Source organism: Bariatricus sp. SGI.019 (assembly GCF_050315235.1).
Lineage (GTDB): Bacteria > Bacillota > Clostridia > Lachnospirales > Lachnospiraceae > JAFBIX01.
This window is the reverse complement of record NZ_JBNPOQ010000012.1, coordinates 76,171-93,370: the sequence shown is the minus strand read 5'-3', so window position 1 is coordinate 93,370 and position 17,200 is coordinate 76,171. Positions and strand designations below refer to the sequence as shown.

Here is a 17,200-nt window from a genome sequence, read left to right as displayed (position 1 = left end):
AGGAGAAAATATGGATCAGAAATTGACATTTCGATACTTTTACGGGAATGAAGCTGATCAGTACAGCTTCTACCGGATACCAAAACTTTTATTCAAAAATGAATATTTTAAAAATCTGAGCAGTGATGCAAAGATCTTATACGGTCTGATGCTGGATAGAATGTCTTTGTCCATCAAAAATCAGTGGTTTGATGAACAGAACCGGGCATACATCTATTTTTCCATTGAAGATATCATGGAACTGTTGAACTGTGGAAGGAATAAAGCTGTAAAATCGCTGCAGGAACTGGATGATGAGAATGGAATCGGTTTGATTGAAAAGCGCAGGCAGGGATTTGGAAAAGCTAACATCATATATGTAAAAAGCTTCATGGTCTATGAGGAACAGGCGGAACAATCAGCAGAGGAAGCACAGAAGTTTACAAAACAAACCAATGTTGATACTCTGGAAGATGCAGAAGTTTATAAAACAAATTCCATGAAGTCCCAAAAACAAACTTCAAGAAGTCCTGAAAATAAACTTCAAGAAGTTTGCAATTCAAACTCTAATTATAATAATACTAGCGATATTAAAGAGAGTAAGAATAAATCAGATCAAATCATATCCGATAGACAGAGATCAGATGTTGATATGATGAATACGGTATCCGCTTATCAGGATCTCATCAAGGAAAACATAGATTATGAGTCATTACTTATTGCGTATCAGTATGACGAAGCATTGATTCAGGGCATTTATGAGCTTATTTTGGAAACAGTTCTGTGCAGTAGCGAAAAGATCCTGATCGCAAGTAACTGGTATCCGGCAGAACTGGTACGCGGCAAGTTTTTAAAACTGAATTATTCCCACATCGAGTATGTTCTTGACTGTTTCAAGAAGAATACATCAAAGGTGAAAAATATCAAGAAATATATGCTGGCAGCATTATTCAATGCCCCGACAACGATCGATGGGTACTATAAGGCAGAAGTGAATCATGACATGCCGCAGTTTGCTGTCTGACTGAGAGGAGGAGAAAGATGTTTTGTTTAAAGCTCATTGGGAAAATATTATTGATTCCGGTCTGGTTTATTCTCATAATCGTGGGAATACTCGTTAAGCTGGTTGTGAATATGGTTTCAATTGCTAAATCATTTGTGGTGCTTGGACTGGTAGCTTTGGCAATAGGAACGATTATCTGTTACCAGGATTGGGCGCAGGTTGTATTTTTGTTCTGCCTGATCGTTTCAGCATTTCTGGTTTTGTATGTAAGTGTATTTATAGATGCTGCGATTGATCTGGCCCGGGAAAAATTAGTGAGAATATTGTTAGCATAGAGGAGGAGAAGAACCATGATTAAAGAAAATAATTATATCCAATTACCACCGCTTCGTAGAGATACGGATTTGAAAGTGGTTATGGCATTGTGGGAATATGTAAAGATGCCAGAAGAATCCAGGCAAAAGGTCTTAGCATTTTTAGATGAATCAGAAAAGTATAATCCAAGTGGGGAGCTTCCCCCACTTGATTATCTGCAATCACTTCCTGTTGAAGATATCAATGATTTTGATAAAGTTATGGGAAAGATTATTAATGACATTATTGTAGAAGCATGTGATCTGGCTTGTTGGGTATATGTCTGTAAGTTTATAGAAGGATTGTCATTGGAACAGATTGTGGAGCAGAATAGAAGCGCAGAACAGTTTATTGCTGCTCTATTCTCTATGTTTGATAAATACATAGATATTCCTGATAACGATAGTAATAATATCAGACCATCATGAGTAAATTGATGCAGAACTGGGAACAAATATGATATACTAATGTAGTTCCTTATTTTTTTACCTGTATACTTCGTTATACCTAAGTATTTTGCATTGGAATATACAATCTGATAAGTTTCCTTAATTATAAGTACAATAAGGGTATCATATCGGAAATGAGGTGTAGAATACTTGCAAGCTGAGAACTATATTATTGCCAGGATTGAGCAGTTGTGTGAAAAAAAGAAATTTAGTAGGTACAGACTCGCTCAGAAATCTGGAATTGCCCAGTCATCTATTTCTACATTGCTAAACAGGAAGAGTGTTCCAACGATTCAGACGCTTGAGAAAATATGTGAGGGATTCGATATCACCCTTGCCCAGTTTTTTGCAGGTGATGAAGAAATTCCTGATTTAACAGCAGATCAGAAACAGCTGCTTTATGACTGGAATGCGATGGACGAACATCAAAAAGAGCTGGTAAAAGCGTATATACAGGGCATTATTAGAAAATAGGGACGTCTGTGCTGAGGGATGGCATAGTACGTCCTTATTTCAGCTTCGGGGGTTTTTATGAAAAGAAGTAATATTTTATGCTTTGTACTTATATTAGGGATTACTCTTTGTGGTTGTCAGACGCAGCCTGCAAAAACATCAACAACAAAACAACAGTTGGATCAGATGGATTATGAATCTGATGATGACTTTGAACTGTCTCTTCAATCATCAATCGGTAAAGAACAATGCTTTATTTGCGGAACACCGGCTGGTGGACTTTTGGAATATTATAGAAAATTCGATTCAATTGGGATTATCCATTGGGCCGATATGTCAGTCACTGACACCCGGATCCGAGAATATGATGATGATGGAAATGAAAAGATTGATTCTGGGCATATGAGCACAATGGTAAATTCTTTTGGAGAGGATTATGGTTCTATTATGACACACTCTCAACCGGATAGATGTATTGCGGAACCCAATATACACCTTGGAGAGAAAGATACGATAGACTGTGAAACTCTCAAAGATCAATTGTGTCAGGATTGTCTGGATAAGGTGTGTGAATTTTATGAAGATCAGGTAAACAGTGATAATGATGAATATCTGGAAAGCACAGGGTACTCACTAATTGATTTTACAACAGGAGAACTTTATACCCTATCTGATCCGTATCGGGGATATAGTATTCGGGATTATATGATCCGGTATGATTATAGAGAACAGGGAGACGGAGAAAAATATATAGATTTGCTGATCTTCTATGCTCCGATCCGGGGAGAGGAAGGTTAAGAAAAGAGGAAACTATGCAGACAAGGCAGGAGGCAATACAATATTGCCATTCATTTCAAGATGTATATGAAGATTATCCTTTTCATGATGATAACTGGTGTGTTATGCGTCATAAGGGAAATAAGAAAACATTTGCGCTTATTTATGATAAAGATGGTTATGTATGGATAAATGTAAAATGTGATCCGGAATGGAGAGAGTTCTGGAGAAATGCTTTTGAATCTGTGATCCCAGCTTATCATATGAACAAGACACACTGGAATTCTATTATCTTGGATGGCTCTGTTCCTGATAAAGATATCTGGCGGATGATCGGGGAAAGTTATGATCTGACGAAAGGAAAGAAAAAATGAGGATATTAGTAGATGCGGATTCCTGTCCTGTGGTGTCAATCGTAGAAAAAACAGCAAAGAAATATGAAATCCCTGTTGTTCTTTTATGTGATACAAACCATGTTTTATATTCAGATTACAGTGAAGTAATCACAGTGGGAGCCGGTGCTGATGCAGTAGATTTTAAACTGGTCAGTCTGTGCCAGAAAGGAGACATTGTTGTAACGCAGGATTATGGTGTCGCGGCAATGATTCTGGGTAAAGGTGCATATGGTATCCATCAGAGCGGTAAATGGTATACAGATGAAAATATAGATCAGATGCTGATGGAACGACATTTGACGAAGAAAGCCAGAAACTCAAAGAAAAAACATCATTTGAAAGGTCCGGCAAAGCGGACAGAGGCAGACGATAAAAGGTTTGAAGTGTCTTTGAATAAATTGATCGAGATGTATATTAAGGATAGGTAGTACAAAAATCAGGACGTAGGTTTTCAATCCCCTACGTCCTGATTTTTTTATTCCAATTCTACAAACTGGAATTTGGTGTGTGCTTTATAAATTTTTTCCAATCCACTCAAGTTCGTTCATGGAATCCTTATTTTTTTCAAGTTCATCTCTGGCTGTTGCATAATATGATTTTTTGAAAAGCATATCCCATGAAAGATATTTTGCCATACAGTCAAACTGCTTATCAATCAGCTCATACTGGATGCTGCCTACGGGAGAACCACCTACAACAATTGTGCCAACTTTTTTGTTTTTTAACTGCAATCCACGGCAGTAGCACTTATCAATGATAAGTTTCAATTGTGCTGACATTCCCCACCAATAAACTGGTGTAGCAAAAAGAATCATATCTGCGGCAGCAATTTTATCAATGGTAGAATTTGTATCATCCTTATCGACGCATCCCTTAGAGCATTGACAGACACCACATCCCTTGCATGGTGCAATGTTGAGTTTGTCGGGTTCAATGATTTCAATTTTATTCTTTTCTGACGCTCCTTTTATAAATGCATTGATTGCTGCCAGCGTATTTCCTTTTCTGGCACTTCCATTAATGATTACAATTTTCATGCGTGTATCCTCCAACTTCCGATTTTAATGTCTCTATTATACCATAATGATACTATTATAAAAAAGGAAAAAGAGCTCCTTCGAGCTCTTTTGATTCAGTTCTGTAAACTTGAATTTGAGTCTCTGTAAAGCTGGAATTAACCCATACAATTATTTTAATTTAGAGGTTCTTACGCAATTATCCGTATTTTGTAATTTTTCAATACTGGAATGCCAGTGTAAATCAGCATTCTCCATTTTTATTAAAGCGAAAAACGTAAAATTGCGGAAGAACCAATTTAGATATTCACAATTTTACTTGCCACAGTATCTCGAAAAACACTGTCATGTTCTACCAGGAGCATGGTCGGGGCAAACTCCGTTATGAGTTGTTCAATCTGCATACGTGAGTACACATCAATAAAGTTGAGCGGTTCATCCCATACATATAAGTGTGCCTTTTCACAAAGGCTTTTCGCAATTAGGACTTTCTTCTTTTGCCCGCCAGAAAAGTCTTTAATATCCTTTTCAAACTGTACACGCTCAAAGTCCATTTTCCTAAGAATTGCCTTGAACAGACTTTCATCAAGGTTGTTTTCTTCTGCAAACTCGGAAAGGGTTCCACATAAATACGATGTATCCTGTGGCACATAAGAAATTACAAGCCCAGAGCCAAGTGTTACTGTACCCGTATAATCTATGGACTGCCCGACTACCAACTTTAACAGGCTACTTTTGCCACTGCCGTTCTTCCCGTCAAGCACAATGCGTTCTCCCTGTCTTATTTCAAACGAAACAGGTTCACAAACTGAAATGCCATCATAACAAACTACTACATTCGATAATGATGCAATCAAATCTGTATGGTAATTAAGCGGTTGTATCTTGAGGGCTTCTGCGGTTTCCACATTTTTCAGCAATGCTGATTTTTGTTCGATTGTCTGTTGTTGTCTCGCTTCTATAGATTTTGAACGCTTCATCATTTTGGCGGCTTTATGACCGACATAACCTTTATCTCCTGCCCCAATTTTGGAAGCTTCTACACGTTCAGACCATACTGCAGAGCGTTTTGCCGACTGCTGTAATCGTCTGATGTCCTTTTGCAAACGTTCGTTCTGAGCCAGTTCAAATTCTTGCTGTCGCTCAAAATTTGACATCCATGATGAAAAGTTTCCTCTTTGCACTTCGATATTCGCTCGGTTAATCGATAGAATATGGTCAACACAATCGTCAAGAAAGCGACGATCGTGAGAAACTAAGATGAATCCCTTTTTCTTTTTCAGATATGTCGCCACACTTTTTCTCGCTTTGGCATCCAAATGGTTGGTAGGTTCATCAATCAGTAGGAAATGCCCTTCATTAAGAAAAAGAGCGGCAAGCAAAACCTTTGTCTGCTCTCCGTTGGAAAGTGTTTCAAAAGGTCGCCAAAGCACATCGACATCAACATCAAGATAAGAAAGTTCTCGCATAAGTTCCCATTCTTCCGCAAGTGGGCAAACCTCCTGCAATATATCCTCTGTAATACGATTCTTATCTGAAACGGGATAAGGAAAATAATCAAACTGTACGGATGATAGGATTTTTCCGCTATACTCATATTTCCCAAGCAGAAGATTCAGAAAGGTTGTTTTACCTCGTCCGTTTCTGCCCACAAAACCAAGCTTCCAATCGGTATCAACCTGGAAACTGACATTTTCAAAAACATTATCATAACTTGTCGGATATGAAAACGTAAGGTTTTCAATTTTAATCATTGACATAAATATTATCCTCCTTTGCCTGTCATACGATATAAAGTCGGTTCGGTGAATGTTTACTCCGTATAGATTTCACCAAAAGGAACCGACACTATACGGAGTGAATCATGTGTAACTATCTGATCTGCACTATTCATAAAGCACCTCCAAAACAAAATAAGAGCCGCAAGAAAGTTTATCCTTGCAGCTCGTCATAGCATAATAACACCACTAAGCAAAAGTGGCAACAGCACTATATTGAGTAAGATAGACATATAACTTTCTTGCAATAGACACAATAATGCCAAAGTATAGCACTACCGCATATTTTGATTTTATTTGCAAGAAAAGTTAATCATCTTCCCACCTCTTTCTAAATTTCAAAATATTATACCATAAATCGCAGGCAAATACAAGTGGTTATAAAAATTTAACAAATCGCTTATAATACAATCATATAACTTTACGCATTCCTTACTGACCGTAAAATTCCGATTTGTTTAATTCTTATTCTATTTCGCCAGAAAATTACTCTGTATCTCCATCGGCATATGATAAGCCTGCCCGCGTTTCATCAGGCTGTAGAGCTTGAAGCTCATGAGTTCCGGGCTGGCATTCAGGCTGCTACAGAATCCAAAATAATTCAGGTCTTCGTTCTTGGACATTTCAGCCACATCGTCGTCTTCGAGAAGAAGATCTGCAGCAAACAGATTGGCTTCATATTCTGTAGAATCCATCATATTGTAAAGCACATCATCCTTCATTGGAGCCATTTTCAGCTGTGACCGGTGCAGAATGATATGCCCCAGTTCGTGTGCAGCAACGATGCGCTGCTCTTCTTCCGAAAGAAAACTGCTGATCATGACATAGATGGTCTGACAGCTCATGAAGCAGTAACCTTTTAATTTCTTATAATTCGATGTTTCTCCGACTACGACGTTCATGCAGTCGAGAAGTTCAAAAGGGTCTCTGGTCTTAAAGCGTTTGACCAGTTTTTCCACTTTTGTATAGATATAACTATTTCCCAAATAAATCACCTCAAAAGATCAGTTATCTCAAAGATGCGGAGAGTTCCCCGCAAGTATAATGTACTATAAATGCTGTACCATAAAAAGGACACTTACTTTTCATTGAGATACTTTTTCGGTGTAAATTTCTTGGCACGTCTTTTGGAATCCAGATAAAGCATCTGGATCTCATCCATGAAAGCGGTTTTATCTTCATCGGATAATTCTCCACCGGCGAACATGGCAGCGGCCTGTTCCAGAATCTGCTGTGCCTGTCTGGCTCCTCTGGATCCATATTGTTCTGTGGCTTCTGTAATAAAGGATTCCTCTTCTGTCATGAGATAAGAAACATCACATCCCAGAGTATCCGCAAGTTTCTGATAAAGTTCATGCTGCTTTGGATAACGTCCTTCTTTCTCCCATCCGCCTACCGTTCTTAAGGATACACCAATTGCCTGGGCCAGTTGGGTCTGACTCATATCCTTCGTTTTTCTCAATGTTTTTACTTTCTCACCGAATGTCATAACAATACCTCATTTCTAAGCTATTTCAGGCTGATTGACTTATCCCGGAGCAAAAGCAGGAAAGTAATTTCCTAAAATACGCAAGTTAACTCTTGACAATGCGAAATTGATTGCCTATAATGTGAATCACAACAGATAAGCAATTACTTGCATATAATATAAACAATATTTCCTATAATGTCAATATTAATCTCTTATAAATTGCCTATTTTAGCGGATTTTCAGTTGTATTATTGCATCTGGAATGTGAATAAATGACGCAGGAAGAAGCAATTAGAAGAGAAAATAGGCAATTACGTGCAAAAGAGGTGAAAAAAATGGGACGTCAGAAGTCTTTTATCTGTATCGATCTGAAATCCTTCTATGCGTCCGTCGAGTGTGTAGAAAGAGGCCTTGATCCATTTAAGACAAATCTGGTCGTTGCGGATCCGACAAGATCACAGTCTACGATCTGCCTGGCTATTACTCCGGCTATGAAGAAGCTGGGGGTGAAGAACCGGTGCCGCATCCATGAGATTCCGGCAGGTATTGAATATATTACAGCCATGCCGAGAATGCAGTTGTACATTGATTATTCTGCCAGAATATACAGTATCTATCTCCGGTATATTTCCAAAGAGGACATTCATGTATACAGCATTGATGAATGTTTTATGGATGTGACGAATTATCTGTCCCTTTATCATATGACAGAAAAGGAAATGGCGGTTGAGCTTATGGATGCGGTGATGAAAGAAACCGGTATTACTGCTACTGCGGGAATCGGTACTAACCTGTATCTGGCAAAAGTTGCCATGGATATCGTGGCAAAGCATGTGGAGGATCATATCGGTATTTTGAACGAGATATCCTACAGGCAGAAGTTATGGGATCATCGGCCGCTCAGTGATTTCTGGAGGATTGGTTCCAGAACAGAAAAGAAACTTGCCGGTTATGGAATCCATACCATGGGAGATATTGCTTATACATCTGTTACATCTGAGGATTGGCTCTACAAGATGTTTGGAATTGATGCAGAATTGCTGATCGATCATGCCTGGGGTTTGGAATCCTGTGATATTCATGATATCAAGAATTATCATACGGAAGAACACAGCCTGTCTAACGGGCAGGTACTCATGCGGAATTATTCTTTTGAGGAAGCCGCGGTAGTTGTTCGGGAAATGACAGATGTTCTTGTGCTGGATCTGGTGTCCAAAGGATTGATTACTGGCTCTATTACACTCTGGATCGCTTATGATCACCGATATGAGCGTCCTTCCTCTCATGGGACTGTACGGCTGACATCTCTGACGAACAGTTCCAGCACGATCATGGATGAAGTGGATAAACTGTATCAGAAGATTACAGACCGTTATACCGGAATTCGGAGGATCGAGGTCTGTGCCAACCGGGTAATGCCGGAAGGGTATCTGCAGTATGATCTGTTCACAGATCCGGAAAAGATTGAAAAAGAAAAAAACTTACAGCAGGCCATTCTGAGTGTGAAAAAAAAGTATGGAAAAAATGCGATCATGAGGGGAGCGAATCTGCTTGACTGCTCTACATACAGAGAACGAAATAATCAGATTGGCGGTCATCGTGCATAAGGAGGTGCATAGATCATGATGGCAAGTGCGTATGCAAAATTAATTTATATGCCAAGACCGGTATCCAACCGGCGAAAGATGGATGTGGGACACCGGGCAAAGCAGTTTGCACCGTTTGCTGCTCTTCGGGGATTTGAAGAGTCGGTCCGGAAAAAAGAGATCCTTTATGAACCCAGAAAGGAACTGTCTGAGGAAAAGAAGCAGGAACTGGACAGAAAGTTACAGTATCTTTCTACAGGTATGTGGATTCAGGCAACATATTTTGTCGAGAGTATGGAATTTCCGGGAAAAGGAAAGCATTGTACCATTGAAGGAACTGTGGAATTCTTTGATCTGCAGATTCATCTCCGGATTGGAGATACAGAGATACCAATTTCAGATATTACAGATCTGTCTGGAAATGTGTTTGAAATATTAGAAGAACCCTGTTAATTATTTTTGTGGAAGTTTCCGCAAAACCGGCGGCGAGTGGGAGCTGACAGGAAGCGGAAATGAAAACAACAGATTGTCAAAGCCAGTCTGAATATGGAAATCGTGATTGCCCGCGCAGCTTTGGCGCTTACGGAATGGACAACCATGATGCTCATAAGGCGGATTTTTATTTCCCTTGGATCCGTTGAGTAATAAATGAAAGATCATATGTTATTGCTTAAAGGAGGAAGCCTATGGGATCAGGTAATATTAAATGGCATGTACACTGCTCTGTCTGTGGAGCATTTCTGGAGAAAAGTGCACAGAGCGATTCAGAAGTGGATTGCAAAAAATGCAGGAGTACATTGGAAATTTTGGTCAAAGATGATATTGTCTCTGTCCGTCCTCTGGTCATCCGGGATGAACAGTTGAAAGAAAGGATGTCCGTTTATTCCAGGAAGTTTATGAATCCTTCCGGAAAGAAATCATAAAAGTGAATAAGAATGAGATATCCGACAGGGCGGTGAATTTGGCTGGAACCATCAAGATTGCACCGGATATCAAGAGTTTGTCAAGGAGCTGAATCTGACTGGAATCATTAAGAGCCCGGCAAAACATTTGTAACTGGTTTATGGAATCATTTTCGATTCTGTACGATCAAGTGCATTTGTTTTGCCGGTTTTTTTATTTTTTTCAAGATCCATGTTGTATAAGAACCCTTGAGACTTTGGATAGATAGAGGGATTTTTTATTCTGAAAACACAGGAAAAATATGAAAAACAGAATATCTGCAAAAATGAAAGGCCTCAAAAAGTTGTTTATTATGCAATGAAAAGAGAATAAGGAGGTAGAACACATCAGAGAAAAAGGTAGCTGAGGAGTCGCGGACTCCCGTTTAAAAAAAACGGGTTGGTCCGGGACTGTTTCCGCTACCAATTTTTATATTCCAAACAAATGCAGACTGGATCACCCGTAGCCGCAAGGCAGAAAGGTGGTCCATATGATGACATTAAAAGACTTAAAGAAGAGAGTTCCGGTTGCAGACGAGAAAAAAGTGATTTTGAGAAAAAAGGAGCTTTTGAATACAGGTGCGGAAATTGTTGTAAAAGAAATTATCGAAGATGGTGTGGAAATCAGTGTTTATGATAACGGATATGTTTTGTATGAAGAGGGAAGACATAGAACTGTTTTTCGCTTACATGAATGTAAGGACTATGATTACAGCGCGGTAGATGGCAGAAAAGATGCTTTTGGAGCAGACTTTTTTGAAAACGAAAACTGGTACATCTTACCGCTGATGGTTGGTATGGATCGTGTAGAAGACAGCAGACGGAGAATTCTGTCAAATCATAAAGTGATTTCTATTGATATTGAGGAGAATGATTTCTTTAGTATCAAAGCCCGTTGTGTACCTGATATGACAGAAAAAGTGCTTTGGAATGAAATGATGAGAGAAATTTCAGATCTTTTGAATGAACGACAGAGATATGCAGTAATTGCATATTATTGTGAAGGTGCATCTCAGGCTGAGATTGCAAAGAATCTCGAAATCTCTCAGCAGGCAGCTAGTGGACTGATCCAGAGAGCACTTGTGATTATCCGTAACTATATGCAAGTTAATCCAAGTGATGTCAAAAGAAAAAGAAATAAAAAATAATTTTCAATCCATGTTGTATAAGAGGCTCTGAATCTTTGGATAGGTATAAGGATTTATTTCCGACGTACCTTGAAAACTTCATAGCCTGCCCAGAATGATACCTGGCTTGAATATGCATCTTTCGCGTATCTGGCCAGAGCATACGTTTCGGAAATATGGAAACCGAAACAGGAACGGGTCTGGGAATGAAAACAGGAAAATGCTCAAAATAGAATATTTATTTGTCTGAATCCAAATCGGAGGATGACAGTAGAAACCATGTGGCGGTGTTTACAGAGATTCGTGAATACCGCCACATCTTTGTGCTGTTATCTCAGAAATTACGAGATTTGCGTGAGTGCTGACTGTCCCAAATAGTACAAATCTGAAACGAGAGGAGGATGTGAGGAAAATGAAGTGATATGAAATTTTACACTGAAACATTTCGTATACAGACAAATAAGAAAGGATGAGAACATGAAATTTAAAAGAAAAACAATGAGAATTGTATCAGGTATGCTGACAGCTATTACACTGTTTACCAATGCCCTTTCTCCGGTAATTGCTTATGCTGCTCCCGCAGATGAAGCTGACAGTAGAATCCCTTATTACGAGGAAATTAAAGATCAGCTGGATCAGGATGAAGTGGTAACTGCCAGAGATATCGAAGTAACGGTTGGGTCTGGATTCGATGTAAAAGCAGACTTTTCCGGAATTGAGATTCCGGACAGTGAAAAAGCCAAAGTGAAGCTCATGGCAGCCCAGAATGATGAAGGGAAAGAGTTTTCTACGGATCATGCAGATATCTATAAAACGGTATATTCTGTTGAACCCCAGAAAACAGATCATCCGGTGTATCAGATCAGCAGAAACATTACGGTAAAAGATGTTTCAAAAGAAGCTGACACTACTGTGAATTCGGATAGTTCTTCAGATCAGGATTCCGGTACCGGGGAAACAGAAGAATCTGAGGATAGTGATGATGAATCGGAAACGGATTCTTCCGAAATGAAACAGCCGGAAACGGATGAAGCGGTAAATGTATCAGAAGCTGAGACAGAAACAGAGGTTACCGGGAAAGAAATCACCGAGGAAGAATTTGATGCAGAGATCGAATCAACGGAAAATCAGGAGACGGTTGATCCGGAAACCGGTACTACTCTTTCAGAAGTTATGGAAGAGGCGGTAGATCAGGGAATTGCCTTAAATGAACTGGAAGCCGGAGAAATGGTCACTTTTGAAATGCCGATGCTTTTAGCGGCTGCAGAAACCGGTAGCCAGTCCGTATCTATTACAAGAGGCAGCTGGTATCATTATGCTGATTATGGATTAGGTTCTTACATTACAGCACCATATTATGTGTCCTGGGGTGGAATCAAAGCGACAGCATATTGTGTTCAGCCATCTAAGAATGGACCGGATGATGGTACGTACTCTATTACAAAATTATCTGATGGCAAGACTCTGGCAAAGGTTTGTTACTATGGAACAAAAGCCAGTGACGAGAATGGATTCTTTGATGAAAAACACCCGGATTTCTCTGCTGGTAAGAGATTTATTATCACACACCTTGCGGCAGCATATGCCAACGGATCCAGTGACTGGGATTCCGGTACGAACGCAACCGGACGGTCTCTTGCTAAGGAGCTTTATAACTACTGTATCAATATGCCGGATATCCCGGATGTGGATATGAGCTTTTCTGATAGTGATGTGAACGCTTATGTGGAAGGAAATATCCAGAGAACAAAGACGATTACATTCAAAGCAGATGAATTGCAGACCATTACCTTTAAACTTCCACAGGGAGTAAAGCTTGTGAATGTGACTACCGGCAAAACCAGTGCGGCAGGTGCGAGCGTTGAAATCTGCGGTGGAACACAGTTCTATCTTACTGCCCCACTATCTCAAGCTGAGGATGTGGGTGCTTTATTCTCTTCAAAGATGAAAGGAAGCATTGATAAAGAGTATTCTGCCTATAAGATAACAACAGGATCTTCCACACAGGATCTTGCACTGGTATTTGGTGAAGGTGTCGGAAATGAAAAGTATGTGGATTTTAAAGTAACATGGACAAAAGAATGTTATGTTTCCATCGTGAAGAAAGACAGTGAGACATCAAATACTCTGGCCGGTGCAGTTTATGGTATCTACAGCGATGCTGCATGTACACAGCTGATTAAACAGATGCCGGCAACGGATGCCAATGGTGTATCAAAGGTTACGATTGAGAAGACACAGGAAGTTGTATATCTGAAAGAAATCTCTGTTCCGACAGGGTATACGATTGATGCCAAAGGGTACAATGTAACATTGAATATCGGAAAAACAACCAACAAGAACGTGACCGATAAACGAGTGACAGCAACGATTTCCCTTCATAAGCAGGATGCTGAGACAGGAAATACTCCTCAGGGTGATGCGACTCTGGAAGGTGCTGTTTATGGCTTATTTGCACGTGAGGATATTGTACATCCGGATGGGAAAACAGGTGTCCTTTATAAGAAAGGAACCCAGATCACATCCCTGACTACAGATAAAAACGGACAGGCTTCGGTTTCCAATTTGTATCTGGGAAAATATTATTTTAAAGAGCTGACTCCTCCGGTTGGATATCTGCTGGATCAGGAAGAACATGAGGTAGACTGCTCTTACGAAGGTGCAAATGTACCAGTTGTAGAAAGAAAAGCAATTTCCAAAGAAGATGTGATCAAACAGCCATTTCAGATTATCAAGGCAGCGAATAACGGGAAAACAGATGCCGATCTTTTGAAAGGTATTGGTTTCTCTGCCTGGCTGGCAAGTGATCTGAAAGTAAAAGCAGATGGGTCTTATGATTTCTCTTCTGCGAATCCAGTTGTTATCACAGCAGATGGAAAAACAGAGATGTTTACAGATGAAAAGGGTTATGCCTGCTCTATTCCACTTCCGTATGGAACATACGTGGTAAAAGAGACAACCAGTAAACACAACTATGAACCGGTGGATGATTTTATCGTTACAATCAATGAGAATCACCCAGACACTCCGCAGGTATGGCGTGTGCTTCTGGATAAGGAATTTGAGGCAAAGCTGAAGATCATCAAGAAAGATGATGAAACAAAGAAGAGTGTGCTTCTGGCAAATACAGAATTTAAAGTATATGATCTGGATCATCAGAAATATGTCGAGCAGGTTACTACTTATCCTTCTACCAAAGTTCACAAATCATATTTTACCGATGAGAACGGATATCTGATCCTTCCGAACAATTTGAAGATCGGAAATTACAGAATCGAAGAAGTGACCGCGCCGGAAGGATATACACAGTCTTCTGCTTATGTAACGGTATCTGTAGATACTAACACAGCCTATATGATCGATCCGACCAGTAAAGATGCCATTATCGAAGTGGAATATGAGAATCATCCGGTTAAGGGAGAACTGACCATTTTCAAACAGGGAGAACTTCTTGCCGGTTATGATCATGATTTCCAGTATGAGCTGTGTGGACTGAAAGGCGTTACATTTGAAGTATATGCTGCAGAAGATATTTTTACTGCCGATCATCAGGTGGATGAAAATGGAAACCGTACCTTGTATTATGCAAAGGATGCCCTGGTGGCAAAAGTAACTACGGATGAAGATGGATATGCGTATGTGAAAGATCTTCCTCTTGGCGAATATTATGTAAAAGAATCCGAGGCACCGGAAGGATTTGTTCATAATGAGAACAGTGAAAAAGCTGTTTTTGTATATGCAGATCAGAATACCCCGGTTGTATTTGACCAGGTGTCCTTCACCAATGAAAGACAGAAAGTGTCGATTTCTGTCGAGAAACAGGATGCAGATAATGGAAATGTCGTACCGGGTGCTGTCTTCGGAATCTACAATGCCGAAGATATCATCAATAAAGATGGCCAAGTAATCGTAAAAGCAGATACCCTGCTTCAGGAGATGACTTCCGATGAAGATGGTCAGGCAAAATGTACACTGGATCTGCCTCTCGGACAGTATTATGTGAAAGAGCTTCATGCTCCTGCCGGTTTTGTTTCTTCTGATGAGATTCTGAGCTTTGATGCTTCTTATCAGGGACAGGACATTCAGACCGTTGAGTTGAAAGCAGTTAAGAAAAACGAGCCGACAGTTGTGGAAATTACGAAGTCCGATATCACCACAGGCGAAGAACTGGATGGTGCGTACCTGCAGGTACTTGACCAGGATGGAAATATCATCGACAGCTGGGAGTCTTCCAAAGACGAACCACATGTGATCAAACGTCTGACCGTTGGAGAGACCTATACACTTCGCGAAGAATTTGCTCCGTATGGATACCTTGTTGCAAATGATATCACTTTTACGATTGAAGATACTGCAGAAATCCAGAAAGTGGAAATGAAAGACGAAGTGCCGGTTGCAGAACTAATCCTGAATAAAAAGGGAGAATTTCTGGATGAGGTGTCTCTTGTAGATCAGATCAAAGGTGTGGTGGAACATATTTTCCATTATATTACCGGCAGCCTGACCGATGTTACTTTCGAAGTATATGCAGAGGAAGATATCAAGGCTGCGGATGGTGTCAGCGAAGATTATTATAAGGCAGATGAGCTGGTGGCAACGATTACGACAGATGAAACCGGCATTGCAAAACTGAGTAATCTTCCACTGGGCAAATACTATGTCAAAGAAGTGGGAACAGCTCACGGATATGTTCTCGATTCAGAAATCCGTCATGTGAATCTAAGCTATGTGGATCAGAATACACCGGTTGTAACCTATAATGATGACTGGCAGAATCACCGTCAGAGAGTGATCATTAATCTTGTGAAAAAGGAAAAAGATCAGGATCGTGTACTGGAAGGCAGCGTATTTGGTCTTTATGCCAAAGAAGATATCAAATCCTCTACTACCGGAAAGGTGCTGATTGAAGCAGATGAGATCATCGAGCTGAAATCAACCGATGCCGAAGGCAAAATTACTTTTGTTGCTGATCTTCCAATCGATGCTGAATATTATGTGAAAGAACTCTATGCGCCAGCCGGATTTGTAAATGCAGAGGAAGTACAGGAATTTACTGTTTCCTATGCCGGTGAAAATGAGGATTCTGTTGTTGTAGATCTTATATTTGAAGATGAAGCAACAACAGTTGAAATCACAAAGACCGATCTGACTGGTGGAAAAGAAATACCGGGATGTAAGCTGAAACTGGTAGATGAGGATGGAAACACTGTTGATGAGTGGACTTCTACAGAAGAAGCTCATGTGATCAAAGAGCTGGCAGTAGGTAAGAAATACACTCTGATAGAAACACAGCCAGCCGATGGATATGTGACTGCAGAAAGCATCGAGTTTACCGTAGAGAATACAGCGGAAATTCAGAAGCATCAGATGAAAGATGACGTGACAAAAGTGGAAATCTCTAAACAGGATATTGCAGGGAAGGAACTTCCGGGTGCTAAACTTACGATCCTGGACAAGGATGGAAAGGTTGTGGAAAGCTGGACTTCCACAAAAAAAGCACATTACATCGAAATGCTTCCGATCGGAAAATACACGCTTCGTGAAGAAATCGCACCGGATGGATATCTGGTTGCCAATGATGTGGAATTCGAAGTAAAAGATACCGGTGAAGTTCAGCATGTAACGATGGTGGATGAAGCTAAACCATCTGCTCCGGCGACAGATACTCCAAAAACAGGGGATGACCGCAACATGAAATTGTGGCTGCTTCTGCTCGGTATCGGTGCCGGTGGTCTTGGAGTCGCTTTTGGAATCAGAAGAAAGCGTAAATAGTAACTTAGAAATAAAATAATGATGAACCAGAAGCATAAGGGCATTTGTGGAAATCGGAAAGGAGATCCATGAATGCCCTTAATGCATTTCAGAAAGATG

At 40.1% G+C, this 17,200-nt stretch carries 17 protein-coding genes; 13 read left to right on the top strand and 4 right to left on the bottom strand.

Annotated features, from left to right (window positions below; translation table 11 throughout):
* The first annotated feature begins 10 nt into the window (after window positions 1–10).
* The 7 genes from ACQRD1_RS09380 to ACQRD1_RS09350 all read left to right on the top strand — a co-directional run bounded on the left by ACQRD1_RS09380 (window position 11) and on the right by ACQRD1_RS09350 (window position 3,838).
* Window positions 11–1,003 carry a DUF6017 domain-containing protein gene (locus ACQRD1_RS09380; RefSeq protein WP_154581413.1) on the top strand — a complete coding sequence of 331 codons (993 nt, stop codon included), beginning with the start codon at window positions 11–13 and terminating at the stop codon, window positions 1,001–1,003.
* 17 nt (window positions 1,004–1,020) lie between these two features.
* The gene (locus ACQRD1_RS09375; RefSeq protein WP_154581414.1) at window positions 1,021–1,317 is read left to right on the top strand and encodes a hypothetical protein; all 297 of its coding nucleotides are present in this window, start codon (window positions 1,021–1,023) and stop codon (window positions 1,315–1,317) included.
* Window positions 1,318–1,332: 15 nt separating this feature from the next.
* Window positions 1,333–1,764, top strand: a complete 432-nt coding sequence (locus ACQRD1_RS09370) for a hypothetical protein (RefSeq protein WP_154432771.1) — start codon at window positions 1,333–1,335, stop codon at window positions 1,762–1,764.
* Window positions 1,765–1,935: 171 nt separating this feature from the next.
* The gene (locus ACQRD1_RS09365; RefSeq protein WP_235232786.1) at window positions 1,936–2,259 is read left to right on the top strand and encodes a helix-turn-helix domain-containing protein; all 324 of its coding nucleotides are present in this window, start codon (window positions 1,936–1,938) and stop codon (window positions 2,257–2,259) included.
* 57 nt (window positions 2,260–2,316) lie between these two features.
* Window positions 2,317–3,036, top strand: coding sequence for a hypothetical protein (locus ACQRD1_RS09360; RefSeq protein ID WP_154432773.1), 720 nt, complete (start codon window positions 2,317–2,319; stop codon window positions 3,034–3,036).
* A gap of 14 nt (window positions 3,037–3,050) precedes the next feature.
* On the top strand, window positions 3,051–3,389 hold the full coding sequence (locus tag ACQRD1_RS09355; protein ID WP_154432774.1) for an MmcQ/YjbR family DNA-binding protein: 339 nt from the start codon (window positions 3,051–3,053) through the stop codon (window positions 3,387–3,389).
* Window positions 3,386–3,838, top strand: coding sequence for a YaiI/YqxD family protein (locus tag ACQRD1_RS09350; RefSeq protein WP_154432775.1), 453 nt, complete (start codon window positions 3,386–3,388; stop codon window positions 3,836–3,838). The genes ACQRD1_RS09355 and ACQRD1_RS09350 overlap by 4 nt, the downstream gene beginning before the upstream one ends.
* Window positions 3,839–3,922: 84 nt before the next feature.
* On the opposite strand, the gene ACQRD1_RS09345 is transcribed toward ACQRD1_RS09350, so the two are convergent.
* The 4 genes from ACQRD1_RS09345 to ACQRD1_RS09330 all read right to left on the bottom strand — a co-directional run bounded on the left by ACQRD1_RS09345 (window position 3,923) and on the right by ACQRD1_RS09330 (window position 7,693).
* Window positions 3,923–4,447, bottom strand: coding sequence for a flavodoxin family protein (locus ACQRD1_RS09345; protein WP_055176454.1), 525 nt, complete (start codon window positions 4,445–4,447; stop codon window positions 3,923–3,925).
* 278 nt (window positions 4,448–4,725) lie between these two features.
* The gene (locus ACQRD1_RS09340; RefSeq protein WP_427787381.1) at window positions 4,726–6,186 is read right to left on the bottom strand and encodes an Lsa family ABC-F type ribosomal protection protein; all 1,461 of its coding nucleotides are present in this window, start codon (window positions 6,184–6,186) and stop codon (window positions 4,726–4,728) included.
* 488 nt (window positions 6,187–6,674) lie between these two features.
* Window positions 6,675–7,190: an ImmA/IrrE family metallo-endopeptidase gene (locus ACQRD1_RS09335; protein WP_264296260.1), complete on the bottom strand. Its 516-nt coding sequence runs from the start codon at window positions 7,188–7,190 to the stop codon at window positions 6,675–6,677.
* A gap of 92 nt (window positions 7,191–7,282) precedes the next feature.
* Window positions 7,283–7,693 (bottom strand): helix-turn-helix domain-containing protein, encoded by a 411-nt coding sequence (locus ACQRD1_RS09330; protein WP_427787380.1) that lies wholly within the window; start codon window positions 7,691–7,693, stop codon window positions 7,283–7,285.
* Between the two features lie 317 nt (window positions 7,694–8,010).
* Between ACQRD1_RS09330 and ACQRD1_RS09325 the strand changes: the two genes are divergently transcribed.
* The 6 genes from ACQRD1_RS09325 to ACQRD1_RS09300 all read left to right on the top strand — a co-directional run bounded on the left by ACQRD1_RS09325 (window position 8,011) and on the right by ACQRD1_RS09300 (window position 17,101).
* Complete coding sequence (locus ACQRD1_RS09325) at window positions 8,011–9,282, top strand: DNA repair protein (protein WP_427787378.1); 1,272 nt, start codon at window positions 8,011–8,013, stop codon at window positions 9,280–9,282.
* A 15-nt stretch (window positions 9,283–9,297) separates the two neighbouring features.
* Window positions 9,298–9,714, top strand: a complete 417-nt coding sequence (locus ACQRD1_RS09320) for a hypothetical protein (RefSeq protein WP_154433157.1) — start codon at window positions 9,298–9,300, stop codon at window positions 9,712–9,714.
* A gap of 59 nt (window positions 9,715–9,773) precedes the next feature.
* Window positions 9,774–9,902, top strand: a complete 129-nt coding sequence (locus ACQRD1_RS09315; protein ID WP_268825326.1) for a hypothetical protein — start codon at window positions 9,774–9,776, stop codon at window positions 9,900–9,902.
* 45 nt (window positions 9,903–9,947) lie between these two features.
* Window positions 9,948–10,184: a hypothetical protein gene (locus ACQRD1_RS09310; RefSeq protein WP_154580941.1), complete on the top strand. Its 237-nt coding sequence runs from the start codon at window positions 9,948–9,950 to the stop codon at window positions 10,182–10,184.
* 509 nt (window positions 10,185–10,693) lie between these two features.
* The gene (locus ACQRD1_RS09305) at window positions 10,694–11,350 is read left to right on the top strand and encodes a sigma factor-like helix-turn-helix DNA-binding protein (RefSeq protein WP_154433122.1); all 657 of its coding nucleotides are present in this window, start codon (window positions 10,694–10,696) and stop codon (window positions 11,348–11,350) included.
* A gap of 456 nt (window positions 11,351–11,806) precedes the next feature.
* Complete coding sequence (locus ACQRD1_RS09300; protein ID WP_427787376.1) at window positions 11,807–17,101, top strand: SpaA isopeptide-forming pilin-related protein; 5,295 nt, start codon at window positions 11,807–11,809, stop codon at window positions 17,099–17,101.
* The last annotated feature ends 99 nt before the right edge of the window (window positions 17,102–17,200 follow it).